This window comes from Pedomonas sp. V897 (assembly GCF_051304405.1).
GTDB lineage: Bacteria > Pseudomonadota > Alphaproteobacteria > Sphingomonadales > Sphingomonadaceae > Pedomonas.
The window spans coordinates 837464-853047 of record NZ_JBPPGG010000001.1 but is presented as its reverse complement, the minus strand read 5'-3'; the positions used below and the strand labels follow the sequence as shown (position 1 = coordinate 853047).

Here is a 15584-nt window from a genome sequence, read left to right as displayed (position 1 = left end):
TTTCCCCTCTGGTTTCCGCCGCGCGCCTGTTGCCAGGCGCCGCGGAACATGCTGTTGGCTTGGGGGTAAGGTAACGGATCGAGGCGAAGGCGCAAACCATGGATTGGCAGACCACCGTCGCGGGGCTGGTGATTGCGGCGGTCATCACGCTCTGGGCCAACATCGCCACGCGCCGCCCGCGCACGCTGGGGCGGGTGCCCCTCGTCTCGGCCGATGTCATCCAGCTGCTGGGCCTGATCGTGCTGTTCGTGCTGGGGGCCCACCTCGTCACGCTCATCCGGGGCGAGCCGCTGCCGCCCCGCCAGTTCTAGGGGATCCCGGTTCCAGGGGAGCGGGGCATTTCACGCATTTCAGAGGCTCAAGGGGGTCTCGGACCCCCTTGAATCCCCCGTTCGTTTTCGGGCCGCGTTTCCCGTGCGCTCCGGAACCACGGCCCTGTCAATCGAACGGGAGGTGCAGGAGGGACCAAGTCCCTCCTGCAAGAACATGTCGACATCAGAAGGACAGTCAGAAACCGGCGAGCCTGATCCGCAGCACCACGCCCGAAATGCCGGCGGGTGCGGGCGCGTCGCCGGGCAGCGGCAGGCGCACGGCGTCCCGCCGCGCCCGGTCGAGCAGGGCGGGCGGCAGGGCCGGGTCGTGCAGGATGTAATCCGCGCGCTGGAGAAGGCGGAGCTGGCGCAGGGTCAGGTCCTCCGGGTCGGGGCTGGCGAGCACCAGCTCGCGCTGCTCGGCGGCGGGGGCGGTGGTCTCCGCAAGGGCGGCGTCGATGGCCGAGTCCGGGTCCGGCGCGTCGCCGAAGGGGTCGAGCGCGCCGCCGGGGGCGAGCAGCCGGTCCCAGAAGGCGCGCCGGGCCTCCGTCGCCGGGAGGCAGCGGGCCACGTCGGCGCGCTTGCGGGCGATGGCGTCGGCGAGCGCGCCCAGCCGGGGCGGCAGCCACGCCTCCAGCCGCTCCCGCAGCGCCTTGGCGAGCGAGGCGGAGCGGCCGCCGGTGGCGATGGCGATGCTGACCGTCCCCCGGTCGATGAGGGCGGGCACCTGAAAGTCGCACAGCTCCGGCCGGTCCATCACGTTGACCGCGAACCCGCGTGCGCGCAGCCGCGCCGCCCACGCCCCGGCCTGATCGCGCTCCGCCACCGCCACGAAGGCGATGGGCGCATGGCCGGCGGCAGGGGTGCGGGACAGGGCGCCCTCCAGTGTATCGGGGGCATCGGGCGCATCGGGGGCATCGGGCGCATCGGGGTCGAGGCGCACCGGGCGGCCGCCCGCCGCCGCCACCAGCCGCGCCCGGGCCTCGGCCATGTCGCCCGCGCCCACCACGAGCACCGGCTTGTCTTGAATGTCGAAGCTGAGAGGCAGAACGCGCATGACCCGCACTCTAGCGAAGCCCGGCGCACGCTGCATCCAAAAGAAAAACCCCGCCGGAGCGGGGCTTCTCAGACACTACAACAGGTTTGTCATCACCTCGAAGTAGCGGCCAGCATTCGCTGGACTTAAATGCCGGACGAACCGGCGACAGGACATTGGTAGTGCTCTTTGCCTGTTGCGTCAAGTATTACAGGCCGAGGCCCGCCCTGACGCGCGCTTTAACGGATTGAAATACTTGAGGTTCTAATACGCGTATATCATAGACACGTCTGCCATCAACTTTGCGCGTAAAGAGCAGTCTTAGTCTGTGAAAGGCAACGGTGAGCACGATGTCGCCTTTCACCCACATTTCCGGGCTGTCGTAAGGCGGCGGCAGGCAAGGGGCGAACTGAATCTTCATGTGGTGGGCATGGACGCGCTTCGGTGCGGTCGTGCTCAGCGGCACCACGGTGCAGGGCTGCGGGCGGTCAGGCAGCGGCGGCGACAGGACGATGCACGGCCGCCGCTTGCACATTTCCGGCGGGCGAAAGCCCTCGTTCAGGTCCACGCGCACGATGGTCCCCGGCAGCGGATGGGTTTCGACGGTCAAGTTCAAGATCCTGATTTGAAATAGAAATTATAAGATGTTTTGATTAAATATAACGTCAGTGTAACAAAATCCCGGGTCGCGGAGCAAGCGCCCGGCCGGAGGCGGTTCGCACCAATTCGTTGACATTAGCGCGGGGCGGGCCCAGCCTTGCGGGCCAAGCCCCAGTCCAAACCCCCAGCCCTCCAACCCCCAGCCCTCCAACCCCCAGCCGGAGACATTCCATGATCGACGCCCGCACGGCCCTGCTCCGGCTTCCGCTTCTGCTGCTGTGCGGTCTGGCCGCGCCGCTTGGCACCCCTGCGGCGCTGGCGGCGGACGAGGCAGCGGCGGATGAGGCAACAGATGGCGGCACCGTCTACACCCTGACGCCGGAGGACAAGGCCGCGATCGAGGCGGAGGGCGACCGGCGCGCGTTTCTCGGCCTCAGCGGGCTGGCGCCCGGGGACGGGGAGCGGCGCATCCGGGGCGAGGCCTCGATGATGGTGGGAACGGGCGGCGCGCGGGGCGTGGCCACGTCCGTCATCGCGCCGGTGGGCAAGTCCGCCACGGTGGGCGCGTCGATCCTCTACGAGCGGAACATGAACCGCTACGATCCCTACTATGCCCCCTACGGCTATGCCCCTTACGGCTATGGCCCCTATGGCTATGGCTACGCCCCCTCCCGCTACAGCGACTGGCGCGGCAGCTTCGGCGGGTCGGATTACTTCGGCCACCTCGACCGGGTGGAGCGGATGGAGCGCTGGTAGGACCGGTAGCGCCGGGCCGCCCGGAAAGCCCTGACAAGAAGCAAGCCCTGACAAGAAATTGAACGTCCGGGCGCGATTTCCCGCAGAACGTGAAATCGACGCTACGGGGGTTTAAACGCCCAAAGAGAGGTTTTTGCCTATTTCGGCTAGTAGATACCGCCCAGGTCCGTTTCGGCGCTCCAGGGTGCCTCTACGGGCGATTGCGGGGCATGTGGCGGCCGGATCTCCCGCTGCATGCCCCGCCGGCTGATGTGCTCCCGTCCCGCACGCGGGTGCGGAGCGGCTCAGCCCCTGACAGCCGAGGCCGAGGCCGAGGCCGCGAACGCGGCGAGTTCCTGCCCGTAGCGCTCCGGCTCCTCGTAGAAGGGGCTGTGGCCGCTGCCGGAGAACAGCGAAAGCCGGCTGTTCGGGTGAATGGCCTTGATCCGCTCCGACATCGCCAGGCGGACCAGCCGGTCGTGCGCGCCGTGCGTCAGCAGGATCGGCCCCGCATAGGCCCGGAAGACCGGCTCGAGGTCCGTGGTCCGGGTCTGGTTGAGGCCCTCGTTCACGGCGCGGGCCGTCATGCCGTTGATGACCAGCATGCGCTGCATCTCCGCCTCGCCCGGCGGCCGGTGGAAGCAGGCGGCCAGGAACTCCGCCGTCGCCGTGGTGCGCTCGGCAAGGTCGTGCGAGGTGGTGGTGCGCGTGAACGCCGCCGATTCCTCGGTGAACAGATCCGGTGCCAGGCGCGTGACGGCGGCAACCAGATTGATGCCCGCAACCCGGTCGCCGCCGTACCTGCGGAGATAGGCCCCGGCCACATAACCGCCGAGCGACCAGCCCACGAGGACCGGCCGGCGCAGCGCCGCGGCGTCGAGCACGGCGGCGATGTCGTCCGCCCAGCGGTCCGGGTCCGCGTAGGCGTCGGGGCCGGAGGGCTTGTCGGAATCCCCGTGGCCGCGCAGGTCGAAGGCGACGAGGCGGAAGCCTGCCAGCGCCGGATCGGCGAACTGCTTCTCCCAGCTCATGCGGCTCTGCCGCAGGCCGTGAATGAAAAGGATCTCCGGCGCGCCGGCGGGGCCCTGAGCCTCGCCCGTCAGCAGGGTTCCGTCCGCCGAGCGGGCGCGGAACGGCTCGCGCGCGGGCCGGGGCGTGCCGTGGCCGGCCGGGGCGGGGGAGGCGGACGGCGCGCGAGCCATCGCGGGGGTGCCCGCTGCGGCAAGGGCGGCGCAGCCGGCAACACCGGTGAGGAAGGTGCGTCTCGTCTGGTCCATGGTTCGCATCCGGTTGTTTAGTGATCACTAATAATCCCGCCTTGACTTGGCCTGTCAAGGTTGTTTAGTGATCGGTATGGAACACGAGCGGAAATCCCGTGGCGGCCGGCCCTGGAGCTTCGACCGCCGGCAGGCGGTCGAGACGGCGATGCGGCTGTTCTGGCGGCATGGGTACGAGGGGGTGTCGATCGGCGACCTCACCAGGGCGATCGGCATCGCGCCGCCGAGCCTCTATGCGGCCTTTGGCAGCAAGGCCGGGCTCTATGCCGAGGTGCTCGACCACTACGAGAAGCACTTCGGCGCGATCGACGTGGCGGCCATCCAGTCGGCGGCATCGCTGGCCGAGGGAGTGCGGGTGCTGCTGGAGGGGGCGATGCGGGCCGTGACGCATCCCGGGCGGGAGCGCGGATGCATGATCTCCAGCGGCCTCGTGGCCTGCCATCCCGATCACACGGCGCTGGCCCGCGACGCGGCCTTGCGGCGCAATGCCATGCGCGAGCGGATTGCCGAGGCGCTGCGCCCCCATGCCGGGCCGCGCGTTCTCGACAGGCTTGCGCGGCATCTGGCGGCCGTCCTTCAGGGAATGTCCATTCAGGCGCGGGACGGGGCGACGCCGGCGGAGCTGCAGGAGATCATCGAGGATGTGGTCGCGGGCGTTGCCGCCCGCTTTCCGGCGGGGCGGGGAGGGTCCGGCGGCTCCTGACGGCTGGTGTCCGTCCGCCGCCTCCGCTGCGTCCCCGCCCGGCCAGCGTGTCTCAGAACACCGGTTCCGAGCCCGGCTTCAGCGGCAGGTGGATGCCGCATTCCGTCTTGTCCCAGCCGCGCCAGCGGCCCGCGCGCGGGTCCTCGCCGGGGCGCACCGGGGTGGTGCAGGGCATGCAGCCGATGGAGAGGTAGCCGTCCTTCTCCAGCGGATGGCGCGGCAGGTTGTACTGGTCCATGTAGGCCAGCAGATCCTCGCGGGTCCAGCGGGCGAGCGGGTTGATCTTGAGGCGGCCGTCGGCGATCTCGAACAGCGGGATGTTGGCGCGCGTGCTGGCCTGGAACGCCTTGCGGCCGGAAATCCATGCCTCCACGCCCACCAGCGCCCGCGCCAGCGGCTCCACCTTGCGCACGGCGCAGCAGGCGTCCGGGTCGTGCGACCACAGCAGGAACTTGGGGTCCGCCTCCTTCAGCTTCTCGGGCAGCGGCTCGTAGGTCCGCACGTCGGTCAGGCCCAGCAGCTGCACCAGCTGGTCGCGGTAGCGCAGGGTCTCGGGGAACAGGCGCAGCGTGTCGATGAAGATCACCGGCACGGTCGGGTCCGCCCCGGCCACCAGATGCAGCAGCACGGACGACTCCGTGCCGAAGGACGACACCATCGACACCTGACCCGGCAGCACCTCGGTCAGCACCTCGCGCAGCATCTGCGCGGCGGGCACCCGGTCGAAGCGCTGGTTCAGCGCGTCGGCGAAGGCTTGCGTGAAGCGCGGCGCGGCCACGCTGTCCAGGCTGTCGGTGCCGGTGTCGGCATCGTTCAGCGCGGTGAAGTCGGTCATTTCCACCTCATCCATTCCTGAGGGACCAGATCGGCCGGCGTCCGTCGCTGGCCTGCTGATAGACATAGGGGTACCGCTCCAGCGCCCGGCGCGCGGTCTCCTCCCGGACGCTCGGGTGCAGCACCAGACAGTCGATGCCGCAGCGGACCATGAAGAACAGCTGGTCGGCGAGCACGTCGCCCACCGCCTTGATCTCGCCCGTGTATTTCAACTGCTGGCGCAGGATGGACGCGGAGGAATAGTTGCGCCCGTCGCGGAACTTGGGGAACTCCAGCTCGACGAGGCGGATGCGGGAGAGGTAGGGCGCGAGTTTGCGCACGTCCTCGCCCGCCTGGATGCGCACGCCGAGGTGGGCGACGCGCGGGTCCGCCGCCGCCTCGGGCAGGCGGCTGAGGCTGACGACCACGTTGCCGCCCTCGGGCAGCGGGGCGTCGTCCGCCACCAGGGACCAGGTGAGCGCCTCGTCGTCCCGCAGGCGGATTTCCAGCTGGCCCTCGACCTCCAGAACGCCGGCGGTCGTCTCGTGCTGGACCTGCCGCTTGATCTCAATTCTGGCCATAGACCGCCTCCTTGAAGGGCTGGATGCCGACCCGGCGGCAGGTGTCGAGGAACCGCTCGCCCGGCGCGCGGATCGCCAGGTAGGTGTCGACGATGGTCTCGACGGCGTTGATGACGCCCTCGTAGTCGAAGCCCGGGCCGATGATCTTGCCGAGCGAGGCGTCTTGCGCGCCCGAGCCGCCCAGCGTGATCTGGAAATTCTCCTCGCCGCGCTTGTCGACGCCGAGAATGCCGATGTGCCCCGCATGGTGGTGGCCGCAGGCGTTGATGCAGCCGGAGATCTTGATCTTCAGCTCGCCGATGTCCCGCTGGCGCGCGATGTCGGCGAAGCGCCGTTGCAGGTCCATCGCCACCGGGATGGAGCGGGTGTTGGCCAGCGAGCAGTAGTCGAGGCCGGGGCAGGCGATGATGTCGGTGATGAGCCCGTGGTTGGGCGTCGCCAGACCCAGCGCCTTCAGCCGGGTGTAGACCGTGTGGAGATCGGCCTTCTTCACGTGCGGCAGCACCAGGTTCTGCTCATGGGTCACGCGCACGTCGCCGAAGGAGAAGTGCTCGGCGATGTCGGCGACCGCGTCCATCTGGTCGGCGGACATGTCGCCCGGCGTCTCGCCCGTCGCCTTCAGGCTGATGGTGGCGATGGCATAGCCCGGGGCCTTGTGCGGGTGCACGTTCGTCTCCACCCACGCGGCGAAGTCGGGGTCGGACGCGCGCGCCGCCTCGAAGCCCGCATCCTGCCAGGGAAGGGCCTCGAACGGCGGCGGCGCGAAGTGGCGGGCGATGCGCTCCACCTCGCGCAGGTCGAGCGGCTGCCAGACCTTGAGCACCTCCTGCCACTCGGCCTCCACTTCGGCGCGGAAGGTCTCGATGCCGATCTCGTGGACGAGGATCTTGATGCGGGCCTTGAAGGCGTTGTCGCGGCGGCCGTAGCGGTTGTAGACGCGCAGCAGCGCTTCCAGATAGGTCAGCAGGTGCTCCTGCGGCAGGAACTCGCGCACCGTCTTGCCCAGAATCGGCGTGCGGCCCATGCCGCCGCCCGCCAGCACGCGAAAGCCGGTCTCGCCCGCTTCGTTGCGGACGATGTAGAGCCCCACGTCGTGCCACTGCACGGCGGCGCGGTCCTGCGCCGAGGCGCTGATGGCGATCTTGAACTTGCGCGGCAGGAACGAATACTCGGGGTGGAAGGTGGACCACTGGCGCAGCACCTCGCCCCAGATGCGCGGGTCGCACACCTCGTCGGCGCTGGCGCCGGCGAACTGGTCCGTCGTGATGTTGCGGATGCAGTTGCCCGAGGTCTGGATGCTGTGCAGCCCCACCTGCGCCAGCGCGCGCAGGGCGTCCGGCGCCTGCTCCAGCTTCAGCCAGTGGAACTGGATGTTGGTGCGGGTGGTGAAGTGACCGTAGCCCTTGTCGTAGGCGCGGGCCACGTGGGCCAGGCCGCGCAGCTTCTGCGCATCCAGCGTGCCGTAGGGAATGGCCACGCGCAGCATGTAGGCGTGCATCTGGAGGTAGATGCCGTTCATCAGCCGGAGCGGCTTGAACTGCTCCTCCGTCAGCTCGCCGGAGAGGCGGCGGGCGACCTGATCGCTGAACTCCTCGATGCGGGCGTCCAGCATCGCCTGGTCGAAATTGTCATACTGGTACATGGCTCAGAACTCCGCCTGCTTGCCGAGGTCGGGGCGCACCGAAGGGCCGGTGGCGCGCACCACCTCGCGGTAGCGCACCGGCCAGGGCTTGCCGTCCCTCAGCTCCACATCGATGGGGTAGTGGTCCATCACGATCTGCGCGGCGGTGTCGCGCGCGCCCGCCGCCTCCGCTTCCGTCGCGTCCTCGAACACGAGGGCCTCGCGCACGTCGCGGGTCCAGCGCGGGCGGCCAGCCTCGTTGCCGGCCCAGTACACCACGTCGCCGGTGGAAACATGATAGGCGGTCAGCACTTGCGGCATACAACTCACTCCGCGGGAATCAGCAGGTCGAGATTTTCGGGAACAAAGGGGGCGAGGGCCTCGGGCCGCTCCACCGCCAGCGCCGCCACTTCCCCCACCACCAGCAGGGCAGGGCTGCGCACCCCGTGCCGGGCGAGGGTGCCGGGCAGGTCCGCAAGGGTGGTGCGGAAGGTGCGGGCGTCCAGCCGGGTGCCGCCTTCCAGCACGGCGGCGGGGGTGTCCGGCGCGAGGCCGTCCTCCATCAGCTTGGCGGCGATCGCGGGCGCGGCGGCCAGCCCCATGTAGATCACCAGCGTGCGCCCCGGGGCGGCAAGGCCCCGCCAGTCCTGGTCGGAGAGGCCCTTGCACTGGCCCGCCACGAAGGTGACGGCGCTGGCGTGGTTGCGATGGGTCAGCGGCAGCAGGCTCTCGGCCGCGCAGCCGAGCGCGGCGGTGATGCCGGGGATCACCTCCACGTCGATGCCGGCCTCGCGGCAGGCTTCCACCTCCTCGCCGCCCCGGCCGAACACGAACGGGTCGCCGCCCTTCAGCCGCGCCACCCGGTAGCCGGCGCGGGCCTTGGCGACGAGCAGCGCGTTGATGTCCTCCTGCCGCATGGTGTGGCGGGAGCGGGCCTTGGCGACGCAGATGCGCTCGGCCAGCGGATTGGCGAGTTCGAGAATGCGGGGGGCGATCAGGCCGTCGTAGACCACCACCTCGGCATCGCGCAGCGCCTTCACCGCCTTCACGGTCAGCAGGTCCGGGTCGCCCGGGCCGCCGCCCACAAGAACGACACGGCCCTGCGCCGGCGCCTCTCTGCGCGGCGGGGATTTCGATACGCCGAAGTGACGGTTAGCCGCAGGGCCCAGCCACCGCTCCATGGTTCTCTCCTGAATTCGTGGGGCGTAAACTGGCTTCAAGCGGGTCTGATCGCAAACGAGGTTTTCTTGGCCCTGCCGTAGTCCAACTTGGGATGCGAAAGGGCGAAAATCGTTGGCCTGCCACGGGGGCTGGTGCGTTACCTTGAGGAGCGCAGCGTGACCTGCCCCGGCCGCCGGACGGGCCGCGCCAACAGGCCAGACAGACAGGGCCAGACAGACAGGGAGTCAGCCGTGCCGAAGGATATTCTCATTCTGCTGGGCGAAAACGGAGCGGAGTCGCCTGCCCTCGAATTTGCCGTCGAACTGGCCCGGGCCAGCAGCGCCCACCTCACCGCCGTGGTGTGCGCGGGCGTGCCGCTGTATCAGGAATATCTGCTCGGCACGGTCATCTACGAGGCCTACCAGACCGAGGTGGGCCGCCAGACCGAGGCGGCGGAGGCGGTCTGCGCCCGGGTGCGCAGGCGGCTGGAGACGGCGGGCATCGCCTTCGAGGTACGCACCATCATCGTCGACATGGACATCCTGCCCATGGATGCGGTGGTGCACGCCCGCTACGCCGATCTGGTGCTGATCGGCCACCGCAGCGCCTTCGGCGACGGGCGCCTGTGGGACCGCATCGTGCAGAACGTGGTGTTCCAGTCGGGGCGGCCGATCCTCATCGTGCCGGAGCACGCGCACCTGCCGCTGGAGAAGGTGGCGGTCGGCTGGAACGCCAGCCGCGAGGCGGTGCGGGCGGTGCACGACGCCATGGACCTGATCACCGCCGCCGCCCAGGTGGACATCGTGACCGTGGACGCCGTGCCCAGCGACGACGGCCACGGCGAGGAGCCGGGCGCGGGGCTGGCGGCGCACCTCTCCCGCCATGTGCGCAACGTCAGCGTCCACCGGCTGGACAGCCAAGGCCGCTCCATCGGCGAGGTGCTGCAAGGCTTCGCGCGCGACCGGGGCGCGCACCTTCTGGTGATGGGCGCCTACGGCCACTCGCGCATGTGGGAAATGCTGCTGGGCGGCGCCACCCGCGACGTCCTCGCCAACGCCACCATCCCCATCCTCCTCTCCCACTGAGGGGGGAAGATTTTTTTCGCAGAGGGTCTCGGACCCTCTGCACTCCCGATTTTTTTAACAGGCTGTGCGCGCCTGTCGGCCTTTTCAGAATCAAGGCGAGGCATCGGGCCGTGTTTCCGTGCGTCACGGCCTGAGCCCTTCCGCCTGGAAAACGAGACCCCTCACGCCAGGCGCATTTCGGTGAGGAGGGCGCGGCGGGCGGCGCGGACCTCGTCCCACAGGGCGGGGTTGCCAATGTCGCTGGCGGTGATGCGCTCGGGCCAGTGCCGCTCCACCACGCGGCACAGCCGCTCCCACAGCGCCTCGTCCAGCAGGAAGCGGCGGTCGATGGCGGCGAAGGCCGCCGCGTCCGCCTGCACCCGCAGACGCAGGCAGGCGGGGCCGCCGCCATTGCGCATGCTCTCGCGCACGTCGATGACAATGGCCTCGCGGATCGGGTTGTCGGCGGCCAGCAGCTTCTCCACGTAGCTCCACACGCGCTGGTTCTCCCGGCACTCCTGCGGCATCACCAGCGCCATGCTGCCCGGCTCGCGGCCCTCGGGCGGCAGGCTGATCAGCTGGGAGTTGAACAGGTAGGTGCGGATGGCATCCTCCAGCCCCACCTCGTTCGCCGGCACCTCGATGATGACCACGCCCGGCAGCGCCTCCTCCAGCGCGGCGTAGAACGCGCCCTTGTCCTCGAAGGCGTGCTCGTGGGCGAACAGCACATGCTCGTTGGCCACGGCCACCACGTCGTTGTGGAAGGCCCCCGCCTGGATCGCCGCGTCGGACTGGGCGACGAACAGGGTGCGCTTCGGGTCCAGCCCGTGCAGCCGTGCCACCGCCTCGCTCGCCCGCCGGCGCTGGCGCGCGGGGAAGCGGCCGCCCCGGTCCTCGCCATAGACGAACACCTCGACGCCCGGCGCGCCGTGGGCGGGCGCCAGGCGCATGTGGTTGGCCGCGCCCTCGTCCCCGAAATGGACGCCGAAACGCAGCGGCGGGTGCACGCAGAAGTGGGCCTCGTCGGAAAAGGCCAGGCGCAGCCACTGCTCCGTCTCCGGCGCTTCCAGCGAGCGGTGGGCCATGGAGGCCAGGTTGGCGACGGTCAGATGGATGCGCCCGTCCGCCGTGTCCGGCTTGGGCGAGACGGTGGCGGCGTTGGCGGTCCACATGGCGGAGGCCGCGAAGGCGTTGCGGAACAGGGCCGGGTCCGCCGCCCAGGCGGCGGCGCACACGGCGGAGTCCGAACCGTCGAAGCCGAGCGCGCGCAGCACCGGCACGTGCGGGCGCTCCTGCGGCGGCAGAACCCCCTGGGGAATCCCCAGATCCATCAGCCGCTTCATCTTGGCCAGCCCCTGGAGCGCGGCCTGCCGGGGCGCGGAGACCTCGCCCGCATTGGCGGCGGAGGCCACGTTGCCGAGGCTGAGACCGGCGTAATTGTGGGTGGGGCCGATGAGGCCGTCGAAGTTGATCTCGACCGTGGTCATGGTGCGCTCGCGTGTTGGTGGTCAGTTTCCCGGGTTTCCAAGGCAGGAGGGTTGCAGACCCTCCTGGCAACTTCCCTTTCGATTCGAAGGGCCGCGTCCGTCCTCAAGGGCTCTCCGGAAACACGGCCGGAAAAACGAACGGGGTGCAGGGGGCCGCGCCCCCTGCAGGAAGAGAAAACCGCATCCTAGGTGGACCTCAGCCCGGTGCGGATGGGAGCGCCCGGCGTGTCCTGCTCCAGGCTGGCGACGGGGAAGGCGCAGTAGTCGGCCGCGTACCAGGCGCTCGGCCGGTGGTTGCCGGAGAGGCCCACCCCGCCGAAGGGCGAGGCGGAGGCGGCCCCGGTGGTCGGCCGGTTCCACGCCAGCACCCCGGCGCGGGTCTCGGCCCAGAAGCGGGTGTAGAGGGCCTCGTCGTCGCTGATCAGCCCGGCCGCCAGGCCGTAGCGGGTGGCGTTGGCCTCGTCGAGCGCGGCGCTGAAGTCGGTGACGCGGATCACCTGAAGCAGCGGGCCGAAGTGCTCCTCGTCCGCCCGGGTGGAGACGTGGGTGATGTCGATGATGCCGGGGGTGAGGAACGGCCGCGCCTCGACCGGGCGGGTCATCAGCTTCACCGGCTTGCCGCCGGCGGCCAGCAGGCCGTCCTGCGCCGCCAGCAGGCGGCGGGCGGCGTTGCGGTTGATGACCGGGCCCATGAACGGCTGGGGCTCGTCGAACGGCGCGCCGACGATCAGCCGCTCGGTGACCGCCACCAGCGCGTCCAGCACCCGGTTGCCCTCTTCGCCCGCGGGCAGGATCAGGCGGCGGGCGCAGGTGCAGCGCTGGCCCGCCGACAGGAAGGCGGACTGGGCGATGACATGGGCCGCCGCCTCCGCGTCGCCCGTTCCCCACACGACGAGCGGGTTGTTGCCGCCCATCTCCAGCGCCAGGATCTTGTGCGGCGTCTCGGCGAACTGGCGGTGCAGCGCCAGCCCCGTCGGCATGGAGCCGGTGAACAGCAGGCCGTCGATGTCCGGGTGCCCGGCGAGCGCCCGGCCGGTGGCCGCCGCGCCGACGACCACGTTCAGCACGTCCTCCGGCAGGCCGGCCTCCTGCCACACCTCGGCCATGGCGAGGCCGCAGGCGGGAGTCTCCTCGCTCGGCTTGAACACCACGGTGTTGCCCGCCAGCAGGGCGGGGACGATGTGCCCGTTGGCCAGATGCATGGGGAAGTTGTACGGCCCCAGCACCGCCAGCACGCCGTGGGGCTTGTGGGCGACGCGCTGGCGCATCCCGCCCGTCTCCTGCACCCGGGTGCCGGTGCGCTCGTGATAGGCGCGGATGGAGATGTCCACCTTGGCCGCCACGCTGTCGATCTCCGTCAGCGCCTCCCAGAACGGCTTGCCGGTTTCCTGCGCGATCAGGCGGGCCAGCTCCTCCTTCCGCTCGCGCATGCGCTCGGCGTAGGTGGTGGCGATGGCGGCCCGCTCCTCGAACGGGCGGCGGGCCCAGTCGGGAAAGGCGCTGCGGGCCGCCGCGATGGCGGCGGAGACCTGCGCGCCGGTCGCGGCCGTGCCGCGCCACACCGCCTCGCCGGTGGCGGGGTTGGTGGAGACGAGGATCTCGCCGGCGTCAAGGCCCGCCTGGTCGGCCCGGGGGGCGGGCGCGCCGGTCTTGTCAAAAGGTGACATGCAGGATCTCCATGCCTGGGGTGAGGTCGAGGGCGGCGGCAAGGGCGTTGTCCACCATCACGGCGTTGTGGGGCAGAAGTTCCAGCCGCCCGCGCGCGGCGCGGAAGTCCGGCCCCCGGCCGACGGCGACGAGGCAGTCGAGGCAGGTCTCCCCGTCCAGCGGCCGCACGTCCGCCACCTCCGAGCGGTGGTGGTCCTTCACCGCCTTGAGGTCATCGACGTAGGCGACGACGGTCGGCCCGCCGTCGAAGATGTCCACGTAGCCCTCGTAGCGGAAGCCTTCCTCCGCCAGCAGGGCGAAGGCCCGCTCCCCGTCCCGGTGCGGGCGGCCGATGGCGGCCTGCGCGGCGGGCGGCAGCAGGCGGGCGTAGATGGGATACTTGGGCATGAGGTCGGCGATGAACTGGTTGCCGTGCAGGCTGTTGAACCGGTCCGCGTCCTCGAACTCCATGTCGAAGAAGTGGCGGCCCAGCCCCTCCCAGAACGGCCAGCTGCCGTCCTCCGCCTGGTAGCCGCGCAGGTCGGCGATGATCCTGGCGGCGAAGCGGTCGCGGTGGGCGGCGATGAACAGGTAGCGGCTGCGGGCGATCAGCCGCCCGGCTCCGGCGGCGCGCCGCTCCGGCTCCAGGAACAGCCCGCCCACCTCCGAGCAGCCGTCGAAGTCGTTGACCAGATGCAGCACGTCGGAGGTGAGGGACTTGCCCAGCTCCTTGCAGGTCTGGGACAGGCGGTTGATGCGGTAGCTGTAGAACGGCCACTCCACCCCCAGCCGGGTGAACAGGCTGGCGGTGCCGAACACCGAGCCGCTGGCGGCGTCCTCCAGCACCAGCATGAACAGCTCGCCGGCCGGCGCCTCCCCGGCGTCCCGGCGCGACAGGCCCGAGACGCTGGCGTTGACCCGGCGGGCGAGGTCCTCCCGGTTGGGCGGCAGGTTGGTGAAGCCGCCGCCGGTCTTGAGCGAGAGCTGGTAGAGGGCGTCCACATCCTCCAGGCGGGCCATGCGCACGCGCAGGGCGGTGTCCCCGGCGTCCCCGTTATGCACCTGCCCGGTGCCGGGCGCGGTCCGTCTTTCGCGCGGCGTGACGGTCATGGGCGCCCTCCCGCCCGCTCGCCCCGGGGCGGCACCGGCAGCGCGCCGGAGGCCAGCCGCATCAGCAGCAGCGCGGACAGCCGGGCGCGCTCGACCAGGCTTTCGGTGACGAGATACTCGTCGGCCGAGTGGATCGCACCGCCGCGCACGCCGAGCGTGTCCACCACCGCCAGTCCCTCGGCAGCGAGGTTGTTGCCGTCGCAGCAGCCGCCGGTTGCCGCCCACTGGATCGGCAGGCCCAGATCCTCGCCGCACAGGCGCACGGCCGCGAACAGGGCGGCCTGCCGCTCGTCCATCGGCTTGGGCGGGCGGTTGAAGCGGCCGTGGAGCGTCAGCGTCACCTCCCGGGCGGCGGCGACGTCGGCCAGAATGCGCTCCGCCTCCGCTTGCGCCCAGTGCATGTCCGCGTGGGTGGCGACGCGGATCTCGAACCGGCCGACGGCTCCCGAGGGCACCACATTGGTGGGCGCGCCGCCCTCCATGCGGGCGACGTTCACGGTCAGCCCCTCGCGCGTGCCGGTGAGGCCGGCCAGCCGCACGAAGGCGTCCGCCACGGCGAGCACGGCGTTGCGCCCCTCCCCGGGGTTGCGCCCGGCGTGGGCGGAGCGTCCCTCCGCCACGATGCTGAAGGTGCCGATGCCCTTGCGCGCGCCCGCCAGCCGCCCGTCCTCCATGGCGGGCTCGTAGACAAGGCCGAGGTCCGCCGAGCGCGCCGCCTCCGCCAGCACGGGGGCGGAGCCGAGGGAGGAGATTTCCTCGTCCGCGTTGATGACGATCTCGTAGCCCAGCCGGTCGGCCCACGGGCTGCGCTCGAAGGCGAGGAGGGCATGGAGCATGACAAGGAGGCCGCCCTTCATGTCGGCGACCCCCGGCCCGTTGAGGATGCCGGGGCGCAGCGCGCGCGGCGTCTGGAACGGGTGGTCGGGCGCGAACACCGTGTCCATGTGCCCGGCGAGCAGAACCCGCACCGGCGCGTCCGGCCGTTTGGTGAGGCGCAGGATGCGGCCATGCTCCAGCGGCGCTAGCTGGCCGTCGGCGGTGACCGCGTGGGCCGGAGCGGGGTCCACCAGCCGCAGGTCGCCCCCCAGCGGCGCGAAGGCGCGCGTCAGCTCCTCCGCCATGCGGGCAAGGCCGGGCAGGTTGCGGCTGCCGGAGTTGAGGGCGCTCCACTGGCGCACGGTGTCGAGCATGGCGTCGCCCTGGCGGTCGATCCAGTCCAGCGCGGCCTGCTCCCGGGCGTCGAGGCGCGCGGTCGTGCCGGAGACCGGGGAGCCAGTGATCGTCGAGCCAGTGATCGTCGAGTCCGGGATCGTCGAGTCCGGGATCGTCGGTTCGGTGATCGTCGAGTCCGGGATCGGGCGTGTCATGGTCATAGTCCTTTCGGCTTGGATAATGTCACGCCTGCTGCCGCAAGGGTTACGAAAGGCTGCGCTTCTCG

Annotated in this window: 16 protein-coding genes; 4 read left to right on the top strand and 12 right to left on the bottom strand. The window is 70.6% G+C overall.

Features of this window, described 5'->3' with window-relative positions:
- The first annotated feature begins 98 nt into the window (after positions 1 to 98).
- Positions 99 to 311: a hypothetical protein gene (locus ACSJJU_RS04120; protein ID WP_435913924.1), complete on the top strand. Its 213-nt coding sequence runs from the start codon at positions 99 to 101 to the stop codon at positions 309 to 311.
- A 196-nt stretch (positions 312 to 507) separates the two neighbouring features.
- Here ACSJJU_RS04120 and ACSJJU_RS04115 read toward each other — a convergent pair whose 3' ends face one another.
- Both ACSJJU_RS04115 and ACSJJU_RS04110 read right to left on the bottom strand, forming a co-directional pair.
- Positions 508 to 1368, bottom strand: coding sequence for a precorrin-2 dehydrogenase/sirohydrochlorin ferrochelatase family protein (locus tag ACSJJU_RS04115; RefSeq protein ID WP_435913923.1), 861 nt, complete (start codon positions 1366 to 1368; stop codon positions 508 to 510).
- Between the two features lie 187 nt (positions 1369 to 1555).
- On the bottom strand, positions 1556 to 1957 hold the full coding sequence (locus ACSJJU_RS04110; protein WP_435913922.1) for a type II toxin-antitoxin system PemK/MazF family toxin: 402 nt from the start codon (positions 1955 to 1957) through the stop codon (positions 1556 to 1558).
- A gap of 221 nt (positions 1958 to 2178) precedes the next feature.
- Here ACSJJU_RS04110 and ACSJJU_RS04105 point away from each other — a divergent pair, with 221 nt between their 5' ends.
- On the top strand, positions 2179 to 2703 hold the full coding sequence (locus tag ACSJJU_RS04105; protein WP_435913921.1) for a hypothetical protein: 525 nt from the start codon (positions 2179 to 2181) through the stop codon (positions 2701 to 2703).
- Between the two features lie 284 nt (positions 2704 to 2987).
- On the opposite strand, the gene ACSJJU_RS04100 is transcribed toward ACSJJU_RS04105, so the two are convergent.
- Positions 2988 to 3959, bottom strand: coding sequence for an alpha/beta fold hydrolase (locus ACSJJU_RS04100; protein ID WP_435913920.1), 972 nt, complete (start codon positions 3957 to 3959; stop codon positions 2988 to 2990).
- A 76-nt stretch (positions 3960 to 4035) separates the two neighbouring features.
- On the opposite strand from ACSJJU_RS04100, the gene ACSJJU_RS04095 reads away from it, so the two are divergent.
- The gene (locus ACSJJU_RS04095) at positions 4036 to 4662 is read left to right on the top strand and encodes a TetR/AcrR family transcriptional regulator (protein ID WP_435914377.1); all 627 of its coding nucleotides are present in this window, start codon (positions 4036 to 4038) and stop codon (positions 4660 to 4662) included.
- A gap of 52 nt (positions 4663 to 4714) precedes the next feature.
- On the opposite strand, the gene ACSJJU_RS04090 is transcribed toward ACSJJU_RS04095, so the two are convergent.
- Genes ACSJJU_RS04090 through cobA form a run of 5 tightly spaced genes read right to left on the bottom strand, consistent with a single transcriptional unit; the run spans position 4715 to position 8858 of the window.
- A complete protein-coding gene (locus ACSJJU_RS04090) occupies positions 4715 to 5497 on the bottom strand; it encodes a phosphoadenylyl-sulfate reductase (protein WP_435913919.1) in 783 nt (260 codons plus the stop codon).
- A 7-nt stretch (positions 5498 to 5504) separates the two neighbouring features.
- Positions 5505 to 6056 (bottom strand): DUF934 domain-containing protein, encoded by a 552-nt coding sequence (locus tag ACSJJU_RS04085; RefSeq protein ID WP_435913917.1) that lies wholly within the window; start codon positions 6054 to 6056, stop codon positions 5505 to 5507.
- Positions 6043 to 7698, bottom strand: a complete 1656-nt coding sequence (locus tag ACSJJU_RS04080; protein ID WP_435913916.1) for a nitrite/sulfite reductase — start codon at positions 7696 to 7698, stop codon at positions 6043 to 6045. Before ACSJJU_RS04080 ends, ACSJJU_RS04085 begins: the two co-directional genes overlap by 14 nt.
- Before the next feature lie 3 nt (positions 7699 to 7701).
- Positions 7702 to 7998: a DUF2849 domain-containing protein gene (locus tag ACSJJU_RS04075; protein ID WP_435913915.1), complete on the bottom strand. Its 297-nt coding sequence runs from the start codon at positions 7996 to 7998 to the stop codon at positions 7702 to 7704.
- A gap of 5 nt (positions 7999 to 8003) precedes the next feature.
- The gene (gene cobA / locus ACSJJU_RS04070) at positions 8004 to 8858 is read right to left on the bottom strand and encodes a uroporphyrinogen-III C-methyltransferase (RefSeq protein WP_435913914.1); all 855 of its coding nucleotides are present in this window, start codon (positions 8856 to 8858) and stop codon (positions 8004 to 8006) included.
- Between the two features lie 231 nt (positions 8859 to 9089).
- On the opposite strand from cobA, the gene ACSJJU_RS04065 reads away from it, so the two are divergent.
- The gene (locus ACSJJU_RS04065) at positions 9090 to 9923 is read left to right on the top strand and encodes a universal stress protein (RefSeq protein ID WP_435913913.1); all 834 of its coding nucleotides are present in this window, start codon (positions 9090 to 9092) and stop codon (positions 9921 to 9923) included.
- A gap of 161 nt (positions 9924 to 10084) precedes the next feature.
- Here the strand turns inward: ACSJJU_RS04065 and ACSJJU_RS04060 are convergent, their stop codons facing one another.
- From ACSJJU_RS04060 to ACSJJU_RS04045, 4 genes are all read right to left on the bottom strand, one after another.
- A complete protein-coding gene (locus ACSJJU_RS04060; RefSeq protein ID WP_435913912.1) occupies positions 10085 to 11389 on the bottom strand; it encodes an N-succinylarginine dihydrolase in 1305 nt (434 codons plus the stop codon).
- A 185-nt stretch (positions 11390 to 11574) separates the two neighbouring features.
- On the bottom strand, positions 11575 to 13056 hold the full coding sequence (gene astD, locus ACSJJU_RS04055; protein WP_435913911.1) for a succinylglutamate-semialdehyde dehydrogenase: 1482 nt from the start codon (positions 13054 to 13056) through the stop codon (positions 11575 to 11577).
- Positions 13043 to 14146 (bottom strand): arginine N-succinyltransferase, encoded by a 1104-nt coding sequence (locus ACSJJU_RS04050; RefSeq protein WP_435913910.1) that lies wholly within the window; start codon positions 14144 to 14146, stop codon positions 13043 to 13045. The genes astD and ACSJJU_RS04050 overlap by 14 nt, the downstream gene beginning before the upstream one ends.
- Positions 14143 to 15513 (bottom strand): hydrolase, encoded by a 1371-nt coding sequence (locus tag ACSJJU_RS04045; RefSeq protein ID WP_435913909.1) that lies wholly within the window; start codon positions 15511 to 15513, stop codon positions 14143 to 14145. Before ACSJJU_RS04045 ends, ACSJJU_RS04050 begins: the two co-directional genes overlap by 4 nt.
- Positions 15514 to 15584: the final 71 nt, after the last annotated feature.